Below are 20,111 nucleotides of genomic sequence, written 5' to 3'. Positions count from 1 at the left end.
CTTGTCAAGGCTAACCCTTATCGCTGACATTGCGGTACTCTTTGGGCGATACGCCGACATATTTACGAAACGCGAAACTAAAATAATTCGCATCCGAATACCCGACCCGCTCCGCGATTTCGAGCGCTTTCATATCCGTCGTGCGCAGCAGCTCCTTCGCCGCCTCCATCCGAATGTGATTTAGATAGTTCACAAACGTCATCTTCGTCTCTTTTTTGAAAATAGAACTGAAATACCCTGCGCTGATATGCAAATGCCCGCACACCTTGTTGATCGAAATATCGCCTTCAGGATAGTGCGCCTTCGTGTATTCCTTGGCCATCTCGACGAGGTTCTTATACGTATACTGCCGATCCGTCGTAATGTGGTTGATCATGCTCGCGCACAGCTCGGTCATCCAATGCTTCGCTTCCTCCAGCGACGTAAACTTGTTAATCTCGGTAAACGGGACAAAATTGTCGCCGAACACCTCGTCCACGTTCAGGTTCGCATCTTTCGCTGCCTTCAAAATACACGTCAGCATCTCCAACAAATAAATCTGATAATCCTTCACGGATACGCCCGCTTCGATCCCTTGAAACAGCTCGTCCATCGTCTCGCGAATCTCCTGCACCGTGCCGACCTTGATGCACCGGGTGAGCGCATGCTCCTTCACATCGTCAAAACGGATCTTCTCCACACTGCGCTGCTCCACGTCGTCGATATAAATCATCCGGTTGTTCCCGAGAATGAGCCGATAATCCAGCGACAACACCGCATCCTCATAGGCGTAGCTGAGCTTCGTCACATCCTTCATAACCGAGCCGATGCCAACCGTCAGCGTGAAGCGCAAATATTTCTCGACGTTCTGCCGGATCTCTTCCAGCACCCGCATCGCTTCTTGAAGCGCCGTATCTTTGTCGGGGGTAGCGCTGGCCGCCAGGAAGACGACCTGATCGTTATGCATGAAAATAAGACCGATGCCGTGTTTCGTCGCTATTTCCTCGGAAATATTTAATAGGGCGAAATATTTTAAAGCCTGATCCTCGGAATACTTGAGCGAGACCGACTTGGCCAGTTCTTTGCGGTTCTCCACATCCTCCTCGCGGATCAGCACGCCGTCGATGCTCAGCACCGCCACCACATACCGATTCCCCGCCAGGTCGATGCCGTAGGTCGCCGCCTTCTCGAACACCTCGTCCCTCGGCAGCTTACGATTCATTAACGTGGCTAAAAAGTTTTCCCGCAGCACCGGCATGCTTTTGCGGTAGTGCTCCTTCAGCAGCTGCACGTCCTTGCGGTGCGCCTCTTCCTCCTGGATGTGCGCCTTCACCTTCGTCAGCGTCCGCACCAGCTCGTCCGCGGAAAAAGGCTTCAGCACATACTCGTCGATATGCAGCTTCACCGCCCGCTGCGCGTACTCGAACTCGTCGTGCCCCGTCAAAATAATAATTCGGATCGTTGGAAAGCGCTCTCGAATCGCTTCAGCCAGCTGCAGTCCGTTCATAAAAGGCATCTGAATGTCCGTCACGACGACATCCGGCTGCAGGCGCTCGACCATCTCCAGCGCTTCCTTCCCGTTCTCGGCCTTCTCAATCACTTCGTAGCCGATGGCCTCCCAATCGATCTCCCGGACGACACCTTCCCGCACATCCTCTTCGTCATCCGCCAACAGCAGCTTGTACATGCCCGTTTTCCTCCAGCTTGTCGATTTTATCATCATTGTACTCATTGCTTTTGGAATACACAAATGAGAGTTGTGCAAGCGTTCGTCGGGTCTCTCCATAAACTACACTACTCGCGCGCCACTCCCCTTCGCTCTCCTCTACCCAAAACTACACTGCTTGCACGCCTCTCGCCCACGTTCCATCGCAGAAGCTCCACTATGTGCGCGCCCTCGCTACGCTCTCCTACGCTGAAACTACATCGCTTGCCCCCACTCGCCTACATTCCTCCACCGAAGCTACAAAAGCTGCTAAAAAGCAGGAATCTTCCAAATTTCCGATGAAATTTAGCCAATGCCTGCAAATAAGCATCCTTTTTCTTCCGATAGACCGAAATTGGGACGATTTCTACGAAAAGCCTGCCTTTTCGCAGGCTTCGCCACAGATCGAGGGGCATGCTGGGAGAATTCCTGCTATATTGCAGGTTTGGATATAGCAGAGTAAATTTAAGGGACAATCCGCCCCGCCTCTGTTAAAATTAGTTATTATCGCAACTATCATTCCTCACTCGTTAGGAGGCTTTTCTCTTGGACATTTCCCAGATTGCTCGGCTAGGCGAACAAATAAAAGCAAATGTTGGCCGTGTTATTGTCGGCAAAGATCAGACCGTCGAGCTGCTGACCATCGCGCTCATCGCCTCCGGCCACGTGCTGCTGGAAGACGTGCCCGGCACGGGCAAAACCCAGCTCGCCAAAGCGCTCGCCCGCTCCCTGGATGGCACGATGAAGCGCATCCAGTTCACCCCCGACCTGCTTCCATCCGATGTAAGCGGTGTCAACTTCTTCAACCAAAAACTGGGTGAATTTGAATTCCGCCCCGGCCCGATCTTCGCGCACATCGTGCTCGCCGATGAAATCAATCGCGCGACGCCGCGCACGCAATCCTCCCTGCTGGAGAGCATGGAGGAGCGCCAGGTCAGCATCGACGGGGAAACGCGCCGGCTCGAAGCGCCGTTCCTCGTCATCGCCACGCAGAACCCTGTCGACAACCAGGGGACGTTTCCCCTGCCGGAAGCGCAGCTTGACCGCTTCCTGATGAAGCTCTCGCTGGGCTATCCGGCAGCGGATGAGCAGCTCGAGATCTTGAAACGCTACCGGACGCAGGACCCGCTGGACAGCCTGCGCCCGGTCGTCAGCCGCGCCGAGCTGCTCGAGGCGCAGCAGGCTTTTACGCAGGTGCGCGTCGACGACGAGCTCCTGCAATACATCGTGCAGCTCGCGGAAGCGACGCGCGCGCATGCGGATACCGCGCTCGGCGTCAGCCCGCGCGGCGTGCGCGCCCTGATGCGGGCGTCGCAGGTGTACGCGGCGCTGCGCGGCCGCGACTACGTGCTGCCGGACGACATCAAGACGCTGGCAGCGCCCGTGTGGGCGCACCGCATCCTGCTGCGCACGCGGTCGCGGCAGCAAGAGCAGGCCGTGGCGGCGCTGCTCAGCGGCATTCTCGGCTCGGTACGCGTGCCGACCGAAGCCAAGCTGGGGTAGGCGAGCCGGATGAGCATCTCATGGATTCTGCTTCTCGCCGCCCTGCTCTTCTTCCTCCAGCATAAGCTGATGGGGCGCTGGGGCTTCCGTGGCTTGCAGATCGACCGCAAGTTCGACCGTGCCCACGCCCATGCCGGCGAAGACATGCTCATGATCGAGACGATCATGAACCGCAAGCTGCTGCCGATCCCATGGCTGAGGCTCGAAGCGACCCTTTCCACCGGACTTCGGTTCGGTCAGATGAACAATCTTGAAGTGAGCACCGGCTCACTTTTTCAGAACCACCGCAGCCTCTTCACGCTGATGCCTTACACCCGCATCGTGCGGCGGCATCACGTGCATTGCGCGCGGCGAGGCTGGTATAAGCTGGAGACCGTCGCTGCGGCGATGGGCGATCTCATCGGGATGCAGGCGGCTTCCAAGACGCATCGCCTGCACGTCGAACTGCTCGTCTATCCGCGGCTCGTGCAGCCGGAGGACGTCCCGATCCTCTCCAGCCGCTGGCAGGGCGACGTCATCGTCCGGCGCTGGATGGTGCCGGACCCGTTCCTCGTCTCCGGCGTGCGGGAATACCGCTTCGGGGACACGATGAACAGCATCCACTGGAAAGCGACCGCGCGCACCGGGCGGCTGCAAGTGTACAATCGCGAATTCACTGCCGATCCGCGGCTCGTCATCGTCGTGAACAGCCAGGTGACCGAAGAGATGTGGGACGCCGTAACCGACCCTGAGCTGGTGGAAAAAGGACTCTCCTACGCCGCTACGCTCGCCGACTACGCCATCAGTCAAGGCGTGCCCGTTGGCTTTGGCTACAATGGATGGCGGCTGGATGCGCCTGGCGTACCCGTCTACTGTGCGCCCGAGGGCGGCGCGCAGCAGCTCGACTATTTGTTCGAAACAATGGCGAAGCTGGCGATTTCCTGCGCCCGATCCTGCGAGGATTTCCTCCAGCAGCTGTTGGAGGAAGAGACTTCGCCTGTCGACATCTTTCTGCTGACCGCTTATATCTCGGAAGGCATGCATGAGCGCATCGAGGAACTGGAAGACGCCGGGCATACCGTAAGCCTTGTTCCGTTGCGACATGAACTGATCGAAAGTCTGGAGAGCTTGGAGGTGAAGACGTCCAATGCCGTTTCTTCGTAAAATCGGAACAAGTGCCGCCTACAGCCTGCCGGAACTTATCCTGTTTGCGCCGGTCATTCTGCTCATCGGGACGGGGCTTCCAACGACTTGGCAAGCTCCGCTGTCCGCCCCATGGAACGCGTTCTGGCTGACGGCGCTCTGCTTTATAGCAGGCTCTCTTATCGGCTATGTGCCCCGGCTCCGCCGTAAGGTTTACGAGCTGCTGCTCAGCGCGCTCGTCGGAACTGCGGCAACCACCCTGTTCGTGAGCACTGGCTGGCAAATAGCGCTCGGCGCGCTCCTAGGCGCGTTCTTCGCCTATCGCGGCATCCGCAGCGTCAGAATGGGACGACTCGCCATGTATCCACCCGTCGTGTTCGGCCTGCTGACCGCCGTGTATTTCATCGGCGTGCCGATCATGACACACACGGAGCTGCTGCATGCGTATGCCGCTGTTCTAAATGGCTGCGGGCTCGGCGCGCTGTTCATCTTCTTCATCCTGTCGAATCGCAGCCAACTGCTGGGCGCAACGCTCGCGGGCTCGGAGGAGGCTGCGGCCTCCTCCCTCTCCCGCACAGTGAGGCAATCAAGCCGTGTGTGGCTGATCGTGTTCCTGGTTGTGCTGACGGGGATTGCTTATTTTCAGCAGGTCGGACGCTTCCTGCTTCACGTCCTGCGATCAGCCCTTGTCTGGCTGATCGGGTTGATGAACGGCAAGCCGTCCGAGGCGCCGCCCGAACCGGCCGCAACACCGCCGCCGATGCAGCTTCCGCCCGCCGATCCTTCCAAGAAGCCTGCTTGGCTGGAAGCGCTGCTGCACTACGCTATGATCGCCTTCATGACGCTTGTCGTTCTAGCGCTGGCCGCCGGGCTGGTTTACCTGCTAGTCGCCAAAGTGTGGCCTGCCGTGCGCCGGCTGCTTCGCTACTTGATGCGCGGTTCGCAAGGACGTGAAGACAGTGGGGCAAGCGCCGGGTATACGGATGAGCGTGAGGATCTTTTGAACTGGAAGGAACTCCCCTCCCTGTGGTGGCAGCGCATGGCGGGCATGTTTGGCCGTTCAACTGAGGCGCAGGAGCCGGGATGGTCCCAGCTCAGGAGCAATCGCGAGCGGGTGCGGTTCCTGTACCGCAAGCTGATGGAACGGGCCGCCCGAGATGGATATGCATACAAACAAGCCTACACCCCGAGCGAGACCGAACAGGAACTTTTGCAAAATCATAGGCTTGGCTCTGCGGCGCTTCATGACATTACAGCAGCGTATAACCGCTCGCGATACGGCGACGAGGAGTTGTCCGGCGAGGAAATAGAGCGCCTCGTGCAGCAGCTCGATCCTAAAATCCGTAATCAATTCAAAACTTAATTCATGATTTATGAAAAAACCGTCACATCTTTTCATTCCGGCGCATATGCATAATTGTTTGAAACTATTCGATTGAGGTGGTTTTGAGATGTTAGCATTAAAAACCGGAACGGAAAAAGAAGAAGTGCTCCACACGCTCCAAGAAATGGGCTTGGATCAAATTGCAAGATGGATTTCAATTTTACCTGAAGACCGGTGGGAAAACATGTTCCTTTCGACATGGCCAACACTCGCCAAAAAATGCGGCTTGCACAGATAGGCTGCTTTTACATACAAGATGAGAGTCAAGCCTACCTTCGCTCCATGCAGACGACTGCATGGGGCTTTTTTTTCGTTCATCGCCATCTCACATTTCCCCGCGCGCCTCTAGCAGGATTGCCCCCACCCGAACACGAATAGTTCAAGTGTACATTTCTTGTAAGGAGGATTCCCTCGTGAAATCCGTCACTGTCAAAGATCTCGTCGAGCGCTTCTCGCTCGAAGTGCTTACCGGTCATTCCGAGCTGCACCGTCCCATCACCAAAACAAAAGCGCACCGCCCCGGCCTCGAATTTGTCGGTTATTTCGACTTTTTCCCGCAGGCGCATGTCCAGCTTCTCGGCCGCAAGGAGATCACGTATCTGCACAAGCTCTCCGAGAACGAGCGCAATTTGCATATCGGCAACATCGTCAAGTACCATCCGCCCTGCTTTGTCGTCACCCGGAGCCAGGAAGGCCTGAAATATTTGAAAAAATATTGCGAAGAGGAAAAGATCCCGCTCCTGCGAACCTCCGCACCGACCAGCAAATTTCAGGATTTGGTCGACTTGTATTTGAGCAAATCGCTGGCTGAAGAGATCGCGATCCATGGCGTGTGCGTCAATGTTTCCGGTATCGGCATCCTGCTCCGCGGCAAATCCGGCGTAGGCAAAAGTGAAACCGCTCACACCCTCATTCGCCGGGGTCACCGCCTCGTCGCCGACGACATCGTCGTGCTGAAGAAAATCAGCCCCGAGACGTTGCTCGGCACGCACAACGGCAAGACCAAAGAATTTCTCGCGCTTCGCAGCATCGGACTGATCAACGTGTCCCGCCTGTACGGCCGCAAGGCATTTCAAGACGAAACGCGCATCGTCCTCGACATCGAGCTGACGAAGTGGCAGGAGAACGCGCTCAACAACGATTTGGAGTTGGAGCCCCGTTTTACAGATTATATGGATATTCAAGTCCCGCATATCGAGATTCAGCTCCAACCGGGACGCGACGTCGCCGGACTTGTGGAAGCCGCCGCCAACAACTGGTACTTGCGTCAGCAAGGCTACCGGGCAGCGGAGGATTTTATGCAGCGTCTGATGAATAATTCGAACGATTAATGCAGCGAATTTAAATCAGAAATGCCCTCCCAAAATCACTCTGTCCGCACACTTGCGGCCTGTCGTCACGCGCTTTCCGCGTCGCCATTCTACTCGCAGACCGTCCCAAAACCTCCCTTACAGCCGAAAGCTGTGAGTGGAGGTGTTTTTCTATGATGAATAAAAAACGCATAAAGCTCGTCCTGCTTAGCCTGGCCGCCGTCGCCATGCTGCTGTGCGGCTTAAGCGCCTATGCCGCAACTTCGTCCGAAACGACCGCTGCAACGGCAGTAACCGGCACGCTGCAAGCTTTAACTGACCATTCCCTGACTGTACATACGGAAGCCGGCGATCGCAACTTCACGGTAGCTCAATCGGTATGGGTGTACCGCAATGAACAGTCTGCCAAACTGGCCGACCTGGCAGCAGGCGATCGCGTTGAAGTGTTCATGAACAATAAAAACCAAGCCGCTTACATCAAAGCGACCGCAGAAGCAAGCGCAATACCGACTTCGAGTTCCGAAGCTGCACCGGCACCGTCTGCACCGTCAGCAACCGCCACACCAGCCACACCAACAACTTCGCCGACGGCAGAAGCAACGGCATCCGCTTCAACAGCAGCGCCAACGCCGGCACCGACCACGCCAACCACAGGCAAGCAGCCTGACAAGGAAGATCAACAAGCAGATGATGTGGAGCTGGATGTGAAAGGAGAGCATTTTAACATCCATATCGGCCGAACGAAGGATGCACAGTGGGATCTGACCATCCAAGCACCGCAAGCAGGCAAATTTCATCTGACAGGCGACGATGCACGCGAATGGTGTGCCAACCTGCTCGGCGCATTGGATCTCTCCGACCCGAATGCCAAGCAAATACTGGCTCAGAAGCTAGCAACCCAGTACCACATGGATGCCCGCAAGCTGAATGTCAACCTAAAGGCGAGCGCGTACAAGGCGCCAAACCCGCCAAAATCCCCAAATGCGGACCGCGATTCGCATCAAGGCCGCGGATCTGACAAGCAGAAGCACGAGAAACATGATGGCAGGGACTAAGCTTCCCGCATAACAAAAGCATCGCCCATTCACAATGTGGGCGATGCTTTTTATTATCTAAGCTCATATCGTGACCTCTTTGTACGGATTCCCCTATCGTACCGTAATTGTCAGCGAGATTCTTACACCAGAACTTCGCCAATGTGGTAAAATGTGGTATAACTATCACACGAATATTGGGAGGAATACAATTATGGTTCAGGAAGCAAAGCCCGTTATTGAACACTCTATACATTTCGTTTTTGTCCCAGTAAGTAATATGGATAGGGCAGTGAAATTTTACAGCATAATTTTGGGGTTGCCCTTAAAACCTGAACCTTACGGCAGCCTCTATAATTTGGATATTAATTCCCCCAATATTGTTCTAGATAGTAACTTAGAAGAAGATTTCGTACCGTGTAAACACCCATTGTTTTCGTTTAAGGCTGATAATCTTGAGGATGCTCGCTTGGTGGTCACTCGTGCAGGCGGAAAAGTAAGGGATATCGTTTCATTCGGAGATACTTCATTTTTTGTTTTTGATGATTTTGATGGTAACAGGATCATGATTGTAAACAAATAAAACTATTGGCAATGAAAATGTGCCGCTGGGAATCCCATTGGACCGCCCATATAGGGCGGTTTTCCTTTGGTCACCTCTCCTTCCCCCGCTCACGCTCCTTCGCTCGCGCTTTCTCCTGCCCCTTCGGCTGACTCTTCTCCCCGTTCCTCAGCAGATCTTGCTGCGGTCCACCCGCCGAATTTGCCGGGTTCCCCGGCTTCACTGGATCATCCGCCGCCGGAATCGGCATATCAAACAGCACCGCAGGCACCTTCGCCAAAGCCCTGCTCATGATTTCCCGAAACACCACCGCTGGGACCGCCCCGCCTGACGTGGTCAAATAATGGCCGCTATCCGTCTTATCGTAGCCGACCCACACGGCACCCGTCAGCTCTGGCGTATAGCCGACGAACCACGCATCCTTGGCGCTGCCGCTGCCGGCACCCTCAAACTCCTTCGTGTCCGGCAGCTGCGTCGTCCCGGATTTGCCCGCAACCGGCCGGTTCATGGCCGCATTCTTTCCCGTGCCCCGCGCGACCGCCTGCTGGAGCATCGACGTCATCGCATACGCCGTCTCCGGCTTCATGACCGGTGTGCCCGCCTCCTTGTACGCGATCAGCGGATGACCGTCGCTGGTCTCGATTTTCGCGATCGTATGCGCCGGATGCAGCACGCCCTTCGCCGCAAAAGCGCTGAACCCCTGCGCCATCTGCAGCGGTGATACGCCTTCGGACAGTCCGCCGAGCGCGGTTCCGAGCTGGCGGTCGCCGGCCGGGAGCGAGATCCCGACAGACTTCGCGAAGCTCAGCCCTTTGTCAATGCCGATCTCCTTCAGCAGCCACACCGCCGGAATATTCCAGGAGGAGATAATGGCCTCCTGCATCGACACTTGCCCGCGGGTTTGATGATCCCAGTCCTGCGGCTGGTAGCCCTCAATATTCAGCGGTCCGTCATACAGCATCGTACCAGGCTTGTAACCCATCTCCAGTGCAGGGCCGTACACCGCAATCGGCTTGAACGACGAACCCGGCTGCCGCTTGAGCTGCGTTGCATGGCTGAACCCGCGGAACACACTTTCGCCGCGCCCGCCGGCAATGGCCCGAATGCCGCCGGTCTTTTGATCGAGAATGACCGCTCCGCTTTGGATCAACTGGTCCGGCTGACCAGCCGGGAATAAACTATCATCCCGGTACACCTCCGCCACCGCCTGCTGCACGGACACATCCAACTCGGTCGTAATGCGCATGCCCCCAGTGAGCAACTGCTCCTCCGTAAAGCCGTACAGTCGCACAGCCTCGTCGATAACAGCATCCACATAAGATCGATAGCGCTCTCTGCTGTCGTCAGCCGCCTGCTTGACCGTCCCAAGCGGGGCAGCGACCGCTTGCGCGTAAGCCTCCGCCGTGATTTTGCCTTCGTCCGCCATCAGCTTCAGCACCGTATTTCGCCGCTCCAACGCCTGCTCCTCATTCTGAAAAGGCGAATAATGGCTCGGCGCCTTCGGCAATGCCGCCAGCACCGCAGCCTCCGGGAGCGTGAGGTCTTTCACATTTTTATTAAAATACGTTTTCGCCGCGGCCCCCACGCCCCAACTCCCCTCACCGAAATAGATCCGGTTCAGATACATCTCCAGAATCTCATCCTTGCTGTAGTCCGTCTCCATTTTGATCGCATAAGCGGCTTCCTTCAGCTTGCGCCCCAACGTTTTATCCGAAGTTAAAAACAAGTTTTTCGCCAACTGCTGCGTAATCGTACTGCCGCCCTCCGAGTAGCTGCCCCGCAGCACATCCCGCGCCACTGCCCGCGTAATTGACTTCAAATCAACGCCTTTGTGCTCATAGAAGCGCCGATCCTCCACCGCAACCACCGCATCCGTCAGCACCTTCGGCATATCGGCCAATCGGGCGGCATCAATCCGCGAACCCGACAACTGGTAGATGTCCACCCCGTTTTTATCTAAAATATGCGTCGCCTCCGGCAGCGGCTGATCCAGCAGGGAGACATCCAGCTTGTGCACATAGGCATAGCTCGTCAGCCCACCGCCAAGCGCCCCGAGCAACACCATCCCGCAGACAAGCAGCCCCCAACGTTTCCACTTTGACATACAAACTCCTCCTAACCTCTATAGGTATTCGGAGTCCAGTCCGTCTTAATGTCCAAAGATAAACGGCTTCACCGTCCTTTTAAGGACGAAAGCGTTTACTGATCGCATAGAGCCACTTCGAGGATATACTTTCTGATACGCTTAACAAAAAATCCCTTCAGCACAAGAAACATGCCAAAGGGATTCCTCATCCTATCTATGCAATTGAAGTCGGTGCGCCAAACACCGTCGTGTAGCCCGGAATGCTGCTCAAAATCCGCTGCGCTTCCTCCGCGCCCATATCGCCGAACCGCTCGACGCTATCCACGATTTTCGGGAACAGGTGAATGTCCCCCGCCGTCGCAAACCCGCTTAAGCCCGGGAATGACAAAATAAACTGCACACAAGCGTCGATCACCCGCTGCTCGTCAAAAGGCTCGTACCACGTCGCATACGTCCGCTCCGCCCCGACAGCCCACGGCGCTTTGGCAATCGCCTTGATCGCACGAACTGCCGCTTGCTGCTTCCCTGCCTCTTCCATCAAAGCGTCAAACGCCTCGCGGTACTCCGGCAGGCTGTACATAAAGTAATTCAGCGGCAGCAGCACCGTCGCAAAAGGGTACCGCCGCAGCGCCTCCAAATGCACCTTAGGCGCCTCGTGCCCGTGACCGGTGATGCCGATCGCTTTCACGATGCCCTCCTGCTGCGCTTCCAGCAGCGCCTCCAACGCGCCGCCCTTCTCCGTGCAGCGGTCAAGCTCGTCCATACTGCCGACTGCATGCAACTGCAGCAAATCGACGGAGGACACTCCCATTCGCTCGAGCGAACGGTAAATTTCCTCCTTCGCCCCTTGCTTCGAGCGCTGCCCCGTCTTCGTCGCCAAGAAAATGTCGTCCCGAATTCCGCTGATGATCGGCCCCATCCGCACCTCGGCATCGCCATAGCTCGCCGCCGTATCAAAATGGTCAACCCCATGCTCACGGGCAAATCTGATCGACGCATCCGCCTCCTGCTGCGTGACCTGCCCCAAACTTGCAGCTCCAAACATCACAACCGACGTCTCCCGATTCAATCGTCCAATAGTTCGTCTTAACATGAGCGAGCGCTCCTTCCAAGTCATCATTGTCAGGCTGTTTCGTCTCAACGATAGCACGTCAGCGGCTAACTTTCAAATTGACCATCGGTTGACCAACCAGTAAGATCCTTACGCATCAGACGAACGGGGTTGCGCCATGCGCACATCCCCCACAAATAAGCGTGGTTAACTACCTCTATTTCCCCGCGCTCACCCGCTGCCCGGCAAATAGAGGCGGCAAACCACGCTTATTTGCTCTTATCCCCTCCGAAAACAGGCGATTCTCCTACGAATAGAAGCGGTTTCCCCCGCCTATTCCCTCAAGTTACGAAAGAAATTCCATCATAGACGCGGTTTACCACTCTTATTTACATGTTCCTCCCCGGGAGCGAACAATCGCATGAAAAAAAGCCGTCCGGTACGCTAACGAGACCTATCACTCGTCCACACACCCGACAGCTTTGATTATCGCGCGCCTAATACGTCGCGCCCTGCAAAAACTTCACCCGCTCGCCCATCGGTGGAATATCATTGCCGTCGACAATGACTTCCACGACGACTGGCCCGCCGCTGCCAAGCCATGCCTGCATGTGCTGCGCTTCCAGCTGCGCCAGCGAGCTGACTTCGGCATAGCGCAGGCCAAGCGCCTGGGCTACCCCCGCAATGCTTGTACGCGCCTGCGAAAAATCGTCCAGGCAGCGCTTGTACTGCAGCATATGCCCGTGGTACACCATCCCCAGGCGGGCGTTGTTGATGACGACGAACACGATCGGCAGATCGTACTCCTTCGCCGTCAGCACTTCCATCCCGTGCATGAAGAAGCAGCCGTCGCCCGTCACGCAAATCGTAGGCCGCTCCGGCTCCGCAAGCTGCGCGCCCAGCGCACTGCCGATGCCGGAGCCCATGCCGCCGAAATTAATATCGATATCGAACGACTGCCCTTGTTCGATCAGCAGATTCTGAATCGAGTACGTCATGAACTCGCCAATGTCCAAAGAGAATCGCGCGTTCCCCGGCGCGATCTCGCTCAAGCGGCGAATCGCTGCGCGCGTATTCCACGCCTCCGCCTCGCCGCTGCCCGTAGCCAACGGCTCCAACACCGTCGCAGCCGCCGCTTCCGCGCGCGCAGCCGCAAGCTCCTGCCACGCCGCCGCGCCGCTAACCGGCGGCAGCTGCTCCAGCAGTGCGGGAATGACATCCCGCACATCGCCCAACACCGGAAAGTGCACGTCGTACACTTTCCCAAGCTCGGCCGCATCATAGTCGATCTGGATGAGCGTCCGGCCTTCCACCAGGCGAGGCTCCCAGTTACTGGTCGCAAGCTCGCCTAACGTCGAACCCACGATCAGCAGCACATCGTGGCCGCTGCCGTTCAAAACCTCGCTCGCCTGCGGATGAGCGGACAACCCGTAGACCCCCAGCGACAGCGGGTGGTCTTCGGGAAAACCGCCCTTGCCGCGCGGCGTCGTCGCCACGCGCCAGCCTAACCGCTCCGCGAGCGCAACCACGCTCGCGCCTGCGGCTTTAGCGCCGCTGCCGAGCAGGATCGCTCCGCGATCCCCGGCGGCGCGGATGCGCCCTGCTGCGGCTGCTGCGCCCGCCGCATCAAACGGCACGGCCGTCACTGCAGCCAGCGCCGGCAGCGCACGCTCCCCGATGTCCGTCATCTGGACATCGATCGGAATGGCGAGGTGCACGGGACCCGGCACCCCGCTAATGGCGGTGTGATACGCCTCCGCCAATATCTCCGGCAGTTGCTGCGGATCCAGCACCGTCCGGCTCATTTTGGTAATCGAAGCAAAAATCGGCTCCGCATAAAGCTCCTGAGCTCCGCCCATGCCCAACTTGCTGGAAGGGACGGACCCCGTGATAAAAATGACCGGAAGCTTCTGTTTCCAAGCATTGGCCGCCGGCGTTACCAGATTCGTCGCCCCTGGACCGCTTGACGCCACACAAATGGACGGCATTCCCGTAATTCTCGTGTACGCGCCCGCCATATAACCGGAGCTGTTCTCATGCTTCGCAACAATGGGTGTTAGCTCGGGAATATCCAAGAGGGCGTCGTAAATAGCATTGATGGAGCCCGCCGGTATCCCAAATACATACCGCACTCCCTGCTCCACAAGAAACCTCAATCCTACTTCTATCGCCCGCATTTGCTACTCCTTCCCTTTCGGTAACGAAAATTTAAAGATAGAGCCTTCGCCCTCCGTGCTTTCAAACCAGATCCGGCCGCCGTGCAGTTCAATAAGCTGCTTCGAAATGGCCAATCCCAGCCCTGTACCATTGATCTGATTGTTAGCTTGATAAAACTTGGTAAAAATGTTCTTCTGCTTCTCAACTGGGATGCCAATTCCACTGTCCTGCACCTCAACCGTTACGATGGCAATCTCAATCTTCGTTCGGATCGTGATGACCCCCAGCGGTGAGGTGAACTTGATCGCATTGGATAGCAAGTTCAACATAATCTGCATAATACGCTGCCTGTCCACGCGGACAAGGGTATTCGCGCCATCCGCAACATTCGACTCGATGACGAGATTCAATTTCTTTTTGTTAATTAGCGACTGCACGATTAGCACAGACTCTGTGATAATCTCTTTGAGATCGGCCTCGGTGTATTGCAGCTCGAACTTCCCGTTCTCCATTTTGGCAAAATCGAGCAGCTCATTCACCTGATTGAGCAGGCGCTCAATGGATTTGCTGGCGATTTCGAGCAGGTCCTTCTGCGAATCGTTCAGTTCCCCAAGAATGCCCTTATTTAAAATATCCACGGAACCCTTCACCGCCGTAATCGGTGTACGAAGCTCATGCGACAGCGTCGCGATAAAATCGCTCTTGAGATCGTTCAGATGCTCCAACTCACTGACAAGCCCTTCCAGCTTGAAGTTCGCATGCTGCAATTCGAGCGACCGCTCAATGATGGAATGGTCCAGCTTCTCGGTATGCTGCGCGTTCGAAAGCGCAATCGCCGTAGCATCCGCAATCGACTGGCAGAACTCTAGCAGATCGGACTCATATTTGCGTGGCTTGCCGATAGATGGAATCGCGATGACGCCGTAAACAGAGCCCTTCGCCACCAGCGGGAACACCATAATACTTTTAATATTGAATGCGATAAAAGCTTTATGATTCGGGCGCGGATCCGCGTACACATCTTCGATCGCCGCCGACTTTTTCTGCGTAATGACTTCGTACAGCAGTCGGTCGTTTTCAATCGTCAGTTTCGCTTCCCGGTGTTTAAACCGCCATTCGTCCACCGTCACATTGACGGAGGAGAGCTGGTACGGCTCGATCGTATGCTCCTTCTCGTTGTACAAATGAATGCCGATATCCTTGGATCCGCTGGCTTTGCGCATGTAATGGAAGAAGGTGTTCAGCACATCCTTCACGTTCAGCGACTCCGACAAAGCTTTTGTTGCATCCAGCAACAGCTGCTGCTTCTCCATCAAAAGCTGGCGCTGCTCGAACATCCGAATGTTCCGGATCGCTACGCTCGCCATATTGACGAATGCTTCCGTCACTTCCATCTGTTCCTGGGTAATATTCATCCGTTTCCCGAAGTCGTGAACGAATACGAGACCGAATACATCCCCGTCCACGATGACCGGAATGCCGAGAATGGATTTGATTTTGAGCAGTTGCCGCTTAGACTGGTCGAGTCGAAGATCCAAGCTCGTATCCGAGATGTAATCGCTGGAACGGGTTCTTAAAATATCCCGAACAAATTCGTCTTCCTTCGGATCAATTAACAGCTCCGTTATATCGACCGGCAGTTTGTTGCCTTTGTATCCTTGGAACGTCCCATCCGGCTGCTTAATGAAAAAACCGACCAAATCCGCCTGCGTAATCTCGCCTGCGATGGCATCGACGAACACCTGCAATATTTCCGACATTTCAAATTGCGAATTTATGATTTTCGTCATTTGAAACAGCTTCTGAAAACTTCTCAATTCCATGACCATGCTTCACCCATCCTTTTATGTTAAACTCCTAAGCGTTATCGCATTTTTATCTGATGTCTGCCGTTGTTTTTCGCCCCGAGCAGCGCAGAATCCGCTTGAGCGATCACTTGCATGATCGAGGTAGGGTCAAAGTCATTCGTCACACCGATACTGACTGAGAAGTTCATTGTTTTTTGCGGTGCCAGGCTTACCCTCATCACATCAACGGCGCGAATAATGCGATCTGCAATGTCCGCGCAGTTGTCCCCGTCCTGTAACAACACTAAATATTCATCCCCACCATAACGAAAAGCCAAATCCTGTTCAGCCGAGATATTCGCCAAAATAATCGCTGCCACCTCACGAAGCACCTGATCGCCAACCAAATGGCCGTAATTATCGTTAATGTCCTTAAAATAATCCATATCTACCATCATCGCGGCCTTGAAAACTCGTATGCCTTCCTTCATTTGGCGGCTCATAATGTCCAGATAAGCCCGGTTGTACAGTCCCGTCAGGGCATCAACATAGACCAGCTTGGCTAATTGCTTGTTGTCCTTGACCAGATTTCGAACCTTCGCCTTTTGCTGAAGCGCGATTTCAACTTTCCGCTCCAACACGTCCAGGTCAAACGGCTTTGTCAAATAATCGACTGCCCCCAAACGCAGGCCGAACAAGAGATCTTCCTTCTGAGCATTGGCCGACAGAAAAATGATTGGGATGTCGAATTCATGGTTGGCCAGCAACGTTTTGCAAATCTCAAAGCCCGTAATTTCAGGCATCATCACATCAAGCAAAATCAGATCCGGCATCGTCTCTCTAACGCTCTTCAGCGCCTCGCGTCCATCTTCAATCGTGATGACTTCATAGTGCAGCGAACTTAAAAAGATGCGTAAAATACTTAAATTATGCGGTTCATCGTCGATGATCAGAATGCGTCCATTCATGAGATTATCCCAACCTTCATTACTATTTTCATATTCATGATCTTATCCCATCCTTCCTGATGTACATCTGTTCATCCAGTATCCTCAAGAAGATAGGCACCAATTTATCGTCAAATTGCTTGCCGGCGTGGGTTTGCAGTTGTTCCCGCACCTCATGGACATGCAAAGAGTTTCTGTATACTCTCGTAGACGTCATAGCATCAAACGCATCCGCAAGACTCACAATACGCACAAGCAGAGGAATTTCATCGCCGCTTAGCCCGTCCGGATAGCCTCGTCCATCGATCCGCTCATGATGCCAACGTACCATAGGGAGAAAATGCTCGACACCTGGCAAATCTTTTAATAATTCGTAGCCGTAATCGGGATGTTGGCGTATAACGTTGAACTCGGCTTCCGTGAGTCTATCAGGTTTTCTTAATATATGATCAGGTATCGCAATCTTGCCGACATCATGAAGCAAAGCACCGAGCTTCAGGCGCTCGAGCTCTGCCTCGCTAAGGCCTATTCGGCCTCCCAGAAGCGTCGAATAGAAGGCGACATTATAACAATGATCGACCGTAAAACTATCTTTGACACGAAGTGTATTAAATAAAGTTTCATAGGCTTGCTGTTTCAGCACTTGCTTACGAAATTGAATTTTTCGGATCGATTGCTCCATATGCAGCTCCGATAGCTTACACAGTTGAAGCTGCTCTTCCGACAACAACGTTGGCGATTGAAAAGCGAACAATAATGCGCCATAGGCATGACCATGCTGTATATGAAAGCCGTAGAGACAGGCCAGCTTGCTCTTCAGAAGACATGCTTTGACGATGCCGTTTGCCTGTGCCAGCATGAATGGCGTTCCTTCCATTTCCCCGGCAAAATAGTCCGTACGAATGACAACTTCCTGCAGTTCTTCCATCACGGCCGTGCTCATATTCACCGAATACGAGGTTGGCGTGATCTGACCCGGCTCTTCTATAAGAAATAGAGAAATAGATTCGCACCCGATAGCGGTTTTGGCGAAATCACTTAATTGTCCGATTGATTCAAAAATGGAATCAGCATTTATCACATTCTTAAAAAACAATGAATTTTGCATCAATCTCCCTCTTATTCTTCACAGTTAAGGCTTGTCGAAATCTTAATCTGTATTATTTCTGCTTCATAAGAAGAATCTCCTCTATTATACACGAAAAATTCCAGTAAATTAATACTTTATTTACTAAAATTTGATAAAATATTTCCTTATTTTTACTATGTTTAAAATCATATCCTGTCGAAATTTGCCTATTTTTATAGGAATCCGATTAATGAGAAAAACGACCTATTTCTTATCGAAATAAGTCGTTAGTTGAAAGAAGCTACCGCTAGCCGGCCTCAACCTGCGGCCTTTGTTTTCTTCGGTTCGCCTGCAGCCATAAGGCTGCCAGAAGCAATGAAACGCCGGTAATCAAAAAGACAAAATGAATACCGATCCAGCCGCCTAAGAATCCGCCGATGATCGGACCGATCATCATACCTAGCTGATTGGACGTTTGATTCAAACTCATCGCCCGGCCGCGAAAATCGGTGCTGGAGCTTTTGACGATCAGCGCGTTAAGCGCAGGATAAACAGCGGCGAAAAACAAGCCGTAGCTGAACCGCAGCACACCAAACGCAACCAGATTATGCGTCGCCAGCTGGAGCAGATTGCCGATGCCGCCACCGATCAGGCCGATAAGCAGCGTTTTGTCGTAGCCGATCTTTTGTCCGATCAGCCCCCAACGGGACCCCATAATAACGGTCGCAACTCCCACCGCGGAGAAAATAATTCCTGAGCTCAGCGAAGCGCCTTCGGCCGAACCGCCGATGTCGACCACATAGAGCGTCAGCAGCGGTTCCAGCACCATGATCGAGGTGGCCACCAACAGTGTGAGTCCAAACACCGACATGAGCCTTCTATTCTTCACTGCTTGCTGAATGTCCAAACGCACACTTTGCCGTGCCCCTTCTTTTTTCCGATGAACCTCCCGGACACTGACCATCGCGATAGCCGCCGATACGAGCACGACAAAGCCTGACACGAGGAAGCATTCACGTATGCCTACCCAGTGGCTGAGCATCCCGCCGGCCAGCGGACCCAGGATACCGCCGGCTGCCGTCGCTGTCGACATGATGCCAAGCGCATAACCTACATGTTTTTCCGGCGTATTCGTGCTGATGAGGGCAAGCGACGAAGGAATGTAGCCCGCCATCAAGCCCTGTAAAATCCGCACCAGAATGAACGTGTAAGGGTCATGAACAAAATAATTAATAAAATAACAGACGCTGAGACTGAAGCCTGAACGAATCAGCATCGGTTTGCGGCCGTACTTGTCCGCCAGCGAGCCCCAATACGGAGCAATCAAGGCGCTTGCCAGAAAGCTGACCGAAAACGTAATGCCAGACCATGCTTCAACACCGCTGTGTATACCTAAATCCTCTTGCAGGAAAAGTGGGATAAAGGGAACCGATAGCGTATACGCCATCGAACAAAAAAATGCACCAATCCATAAAATGAATAAGTTCCGCTTCCAATTGAGCTCCAAATGAAAGTCGCCTCCTTTCCATTGTCTACTATAACACCAATGCATCGAAAGCGCATGTCCTGTCAAAACGAAAAAAGCATAGGCCAGCAGCGAATTGCTGCCGAACTATGCTTCTTTGCTGATCGGGACGACACGATTTGAACATGCGACCCCCTGCTCCCAAAGCAGGTGCTCTACCAAGCTGAGCTACGTCCCGATACGGGAAAAACGAATAGATAATGGCGCGCTCTGAGAGATTCGAACTCCCGACCTTTTGATTCGTAGTCAAATGCTCTATCCAGCTGAGCTAAGAGCGCATCTTATGGAGCGGAAGACGGGGATCGAACCCGCGACCCTCGCCTTGGCAAGGCGATGCTCTACCGCTGAGCCACTTCCGCATAATATTGGTGCGCGTAGAGGGACTTGAACCCCCACGGTCGCCCGCTAGATCCTAAGTCTAGTGCGTCTGCCAATTCCGCCATACGCGCGCATGCTTGGCACTTCACTTCTTGAAGTAAAGTGGTGAGTCATGTAGGATTCGAACCTACGACACCCTGATTAAAAGTCAGGTGCTCTACCAACTGAGCTAATGACTCATAATTTGGTTGCGGGGGCAGGATTTGAACCTGCGGCCTTCGGGTTATGAGCCCGACGAGCTACCGAGCTGCTCCACCCCGCGTCAAAATTAGATAAGCTCCCATAAAAGGAACTGCTTGGCAACGTTCTACTCTCCCAGAACCCTGCGGTTCAAGTACCATCGACGCTGGAGGGCTTAACGGTCGTGTTCGAGATGGGAACGCGTGGATCCCCTCCGCCATCATCACCAAACAGTATTGCTTTTCTCAAGGCTTGCACCTTGAAAACTAGATACGAAACGTTGTTCAAACCTTAGGTTTATGTTGTAGTTCTGGGCCCCGAGAAAGTCATCG

At 54.3% G+C, this 20,111-nt stretch carries 15 protein-coding genes, 6 tRNA genes and 1 rRNA gene; 7 read left to right on the top strand and 15 right to left on the bottom strand.

Going from position 1 to position 20,111, the window contains the following annotated elements; genetic code table 11:
• Positions 1-10: 10 nt before the first annotated feature.
• Positions 11-1,666, bottom strand: coding sequence for a response regulator (locus ABE504_RS32080; protein WP_430096683.1), 1,656 nt, complete (start codon positions 1,664-1,666; stop codon positions 11-13).
• A 564-nt stretch (positions 1,667-2,230) separates the two neighbouring features.
• Here ABE504_RS32080 and ABE504_RS32075 point away from each other — a divergent pair.
• From ABE504_RS32075 to ABE504_RS32045, 7 genes are all read left to right on the top strand, one after another.
• Positions 2,231-3,187 (top strand): AAA family ATPase, encoded by a 957-nt coding sequence (locus tag ABE504_RS32075; RefSeq protein ID WP_430096681.1) that lies wholly within the window; start codon positions 2,231-2,233, stop codon positions 3,185-3,187.
• Between the two features lie 9 nt (positions 3,188-3,196).
• The gene (locus tag ABE504_RS32070; RefSeq protein ID WP_430096679.1) at positions 3,197-4,330 is read left to right on the top strand and encodes a DUF58 domain-containing protein; all 1,134 of its coding nucleotides are present in this window, start codon (positions 3,197-3,199) and stop codon (positions 4,328-4,330) included.
• Positions 4,314-5,672, top strand: coding sequence for a DUF4129 domain-containing protein (locus ABE504_RS32065; protein ID WP_430096678.1), 1,359 nt, complete (start codon positions 4,314-4,316; stop codon positions 5,670-5,672). Before ABE504_RS32070 ends, ABE504_RS32065 begins: the two co-directional genes overlap by 17 nt.
• A gap of 88 nt (positions 5,673-5,760) precedes the next feature.
• Positions 5,761-5,931 (top strand): hypothetical protein, encoded by a 171-nt coding sequence (locus tag ABE504_RS32060; protein ID WP_164716704.1) that lies wholly within the window; start codon positions 5,761-5,763, stop codon positions 5,929-5,931.
• A 175-nt stretch (positions 5,932-6,106) separates the two neighbouring features.
• The gene (gene hprK / locus ABE504_RS32055) at positions 6,107-7,024 is read left to right on the top strand and encodes an HPr(Ser) kinase/phosphatase (RefSeq protein ID WP_430096676.1); all 918 of its coding nucleotides are present in this window, start codon (positions 6,107-6,109) and stop codon (positions 7,022-7,024) included.
• 152 nt (positions 7,025-7,176) lie between these two features.
• Positions 7,177-8,058 (top strand): hypothetical protein, encoded by an 882-nt coding sequence (locus ABE504_RS32050; RefSeq protein WP_430096674.1) that lies wholly within the window; start codon positions 7,177-7,179, stop codon positions 8,056-8,058.
• A 193-nt stretch (positions 8,059-8,251) separates the two neighbouring features.
• Positions 8,252-8,620, top strand: a complete 369-nt coding sequence (locus ABE504_RS32045) for a VOC family protein (RefSeq protein ID WP_430096673.1) — start codon at positions 8,252-8,254, stop codon at positions 8,618-8,620.
• A 70-nt stretch (positions 8,621-8,690) separates the two neighbouring features.
• Here the strand turns inward: ABE504_RS32045 and ABE504_RS32040 are convergent, their stop codons facing one another.
• The 14 genes from ABE504_RS32040 to rrf all read right to left on the bottom strand — a co-directional run bounded on the left by ABE504_RS32040 (position 8,691) and on the right by rrf (position 20,010).
• Positions 8,691-10,703 carry a transglycosylase domain-containing protein gene (locus ABE504_RS32040; RefSeq protein ID WP_430096671.1) on the bottom strand — a complete coding sequence of 671 codons (2,013 nt, stop codon included), beginning with the start codon at positions 10,701-10,703 and terminating at the stop codon, positions 8,691-8,693.
• 196 nt (positions 10,704-10,899) lie between these two features.
• Entirely contained in the window at positions 10,900-11,778 is an 879-nt protein-coding gene (locus ABE504_RS32035; protein WP_430096670.1) for an aldo/keto reductase, read from the bottom strand.
• A 455-nt stretch (positions 11,779-12,233) separates the two neighbouring features.
• Positions 12,234-13,913: a thiamine pyrophosphate-binding protein gene (locus ABE504_RS32030; protein WP_430096668.1), complete on the bottom strand. Its 1,680-nt coding sequence runs from the start codon at positions 13,911-13,913 to the stop codon at positions 12,234-12,236.
• Between the two features lie 3 nt (positions 13,914-13,916).
• The gene (locus ABE504_RS32025; RefSeq protein WP_430096667.1) at positions 13,917-15,683 is read right to left on the bottom strand and encodes a sensor histidine kinase; all 1,767 of its coding nucleotides are present in this window, start codon (positions 15,681-15,683) and stop codon (positions 13,917-13,919) included.
• A 74-nt stretch (positions 15,684-15,757) separates the two neighbouring features.
• Positions 15,758-16,648 carry a diguanylate cyclase gene (locus tag ABE504_RS32020; RefSeq protein WP_430096666.1) on the bottom strand — a complete coding sequence of 297 codons (891 nt, stop codon included), beginning with the start codon at positions 16,646-16,648 and terminating at the stop codon, positions 15,758-15,760.
• A 34-nt stretch (positions 16,649-16,682) separates the two neighbouring features.
• Complete coding sequence (locus ABE504_RS32015) at positions 16,683-17,735, bottom strand: HD-GYP domain-containing protein (RefSeq protein ID WP_430096664.1); 1,053 nt, start codon at positions 17,733-17,735, stop codon at positions 16,683-16,685.
• 268 nt (positions 17,736-18,003) lie between these two features.
• Positions 18,004-19,203, bottom strand: coding sequence for an MFS transporter (locus ABE504_RS32010; RefSeq protein ID WP_430096662.1), 1,200 nt, complete (start codon positions 19,201-19,203; stop codon positions 18,004-18,006).
• Between the two features lie 122 nt (positions 19,204-19,325).
• Positions 19,326-19,399, bottom strand: a tRNA-Pro gene (locus ABE504_RS32005).
• Positions 19,400-19,422: 23 nt separating this feature from the next.
• Positions 19,423-19,499 (bottom strand) — tRNA-Arg (locus ABE504_RS32000).
• A gap of 6 nt (positions 19,500-19,505) precedes the next feature.
• Positions 19,506-19,580: transfer RNA gene (locus ABE504_RS31995), tRNA-Gly, on the bottom strand.
• Between the two features lie 7 nt (positions 19,581-19,587).
• Positions 19,588-19,670 (bottom strand) — tRNA-Leu (locus ABE504_RS31990).
• Between the two features lie 32 nt (positions 19,671-19,702).
• Positions 19,703-19,778 (bottom strand) — tRNA-Lys (locus ABE504_RS31985).
• Between the two features lie 6 nt (positions 19,779-19,784).
• Positions 19,785-19,861, bottom strand: a tRNA-Met gene (locus ABE504_RS31980).
• Positions 19,862-19,893: 32 nt separating this feature from the next.
• A 5S ribosomal RNA gene (gene rrf / locus ABE504_RS31975) occupies positions 19,894-20,010 on the bottom strand.
• Positions 20,011-20,111: the final 101 nt, after the last annotated feature.

It is taken from the genome of Paenibacillus oryzisoli (assembly GCF_050467285.1).
Taxonomy (GTDB): Bacteria; Bacillota; Bacilli; order Paenibacillales; family NBRC-103111; genus Paenibacillus_E; species Paenibacillus_E oryzisoli_A.
Note: the sequence above shows the minus strand (reverse complement) of the source record. Positions and strands in the feature narration are given on the sequence as shown.